At 60.2% G+C, this 1469-nt stretch carries 1 protein-coding gene and 1 pseudogene; one reads left to right on the top strand and one right to left on the bottom strand.

Features of this window, described 5'->3' with window-relative positions:
• A partial coding sequence (locus tag V6C07_RS08765) for an HlyD family efflux transporter periplasmic adaptor subunit (RefSeq protein ID WP_333536021.1) occupies window positions 1-750 on the top strand: 750 nt, incomplete at its 5' end.
• Between the two features lie 295 nt (window positions 751-1045).
• Here the strand turns inward: V6C07_RS08765 and V6C07_RS08760 are convergent.
• Window positions 1046-1469 (bottom strand): annotated as a pseudogene (locus tag V6C07_RS08760) (tetratricopeptide repeat protein); the annotation flags it as partial.

Below are 1469 nucleotides of genomic sequence, written 5' to 3'. Positions count from 1 at the left end.
GTGGCCCTGCACGTACGGTTGCAACTGGATTTGCGCTCCCTTGACGCGCAGGGCGGCGAACGGGCCGTGGGAAAAAGCAGATATGCCGCAGCCGTAAAGGCTGAATCGCAGGCGCGCGGGCAGATGGAGATGTCCAAGACCGCATACGAAGAGACCAGCCGCATGCGCGCTGCCCTGGAGCAGGAGCTGGGCCGCATCCGACAGGAAATGCTGCGCTACAAGCAGATGGCCTCGCAACAACGCTATGCGCCGTTGCCTTCGGGCAACGCCCGCAAGGGGCAGGAGATTTCGCCGGTGGACGCCAGCCTGTATGCGCCTGTTGACGGGCGCGTGCTGCGCATTACCGGCGTTGCGGGGCAGATGGCGCGAAGCGGCGAAGCCCTTGTGCTGCTTTTGCCGGAAGGGGCGTCCGTATCGGAAAATTACTGGCTGCTGGCCTATTTTGCGCAAGATAGGGCCGAGGCTATCCTGCCGGGCCAACCCTGCCGCATTGAACTGGAAGATGGTCAGACCCTGCGTGGGACGGTGGTGGAGGTGTTTGCGCCACAGGCATTTTCCGGCGGCGGACAGGAAAAACAGGGCGGCAAGGGCGTTCAAAGCGGCCAGAATCAGAAAAACGGGGCATCTGCGGCACTGTATACTCCGGTGCGCATCAGTGTGGAGCCGGGCGACAAAGCCCTGCCCCCGCCCGGAACACAGGCCCGATGTGTGGTATTTACGCGTGATTTATTGGGGGTTTATGGCCTTTAAAGCGCACCCGTTGCGCGACCGCGCTGGCGTGAGCGCCGCAAGAACAAGACACACTCACAGAAACAGAGAAGCCCGGCCTTTTGCCACGTACGTGTAGCCGTTATGCACACGTCCATTGCAAAAGGCCGGGCTTTGCGGTTTTTGCCCACGCGGCTGCTGAAAGGCAGCGTCTAGAGCATTTAACACTTGAAATGCTCGCTTACGGCAGGCAAAAGCCTGCCTTCTCGCATTTCGTGGCAAGGATTTTCAAGAAAATCCTTGCGGAGCAGTTAACTCATTTCATTCGCTAACTGCTCTATCCCTGCGTACCAAGCTGCTCCAGATGCCGGCGGGCAAAATCAAGGCCGGGATCCAGCTCCAGAGCTGCCGCCAGATGCCGGCGGGCTTCTTCATGTTTGCCCATAAACTTTTCGCACAGACCCAGATTGGCAAGATCCATGGCCGAGCCTTTATCCACGCGCAATACAGCGGCAAAGGCGGCCGCCGCTGCCTCGTAATCGCCGGTTTTAAAGCGTGCCACGCCAAGCAGGTTGCCGTATTCCTTCATCTCAGGACACAGCCTCACTGCTTCGGCCAAAGCCGGTATGGATTCTGCCCAACGCCCTTCAAGGGTCTCGGTATACCCCAGGTAAAAGGCTGCCAGGGCCTGGGCATCCGCATCCGGCTGCAAGGGCAGGGCCTGGGCGAAAAAGGCGCGGGCGCTGTCCCGATCTTCGGCC

It is taken from the genome of Desulfovibrio sp. 1214_IL3152, from assembly GCF_036763055.1.
GTDB lineage: Bacteria > Desulfobacterota > Desulfovibrionia > Desulfovibrionales > Desulfovibrionaceae > Desulfovibrio.
Note: the sequence above shows the minus strand (reverse complement) of the source record. Positions and strands in the feature narration are given on the sequence as shown.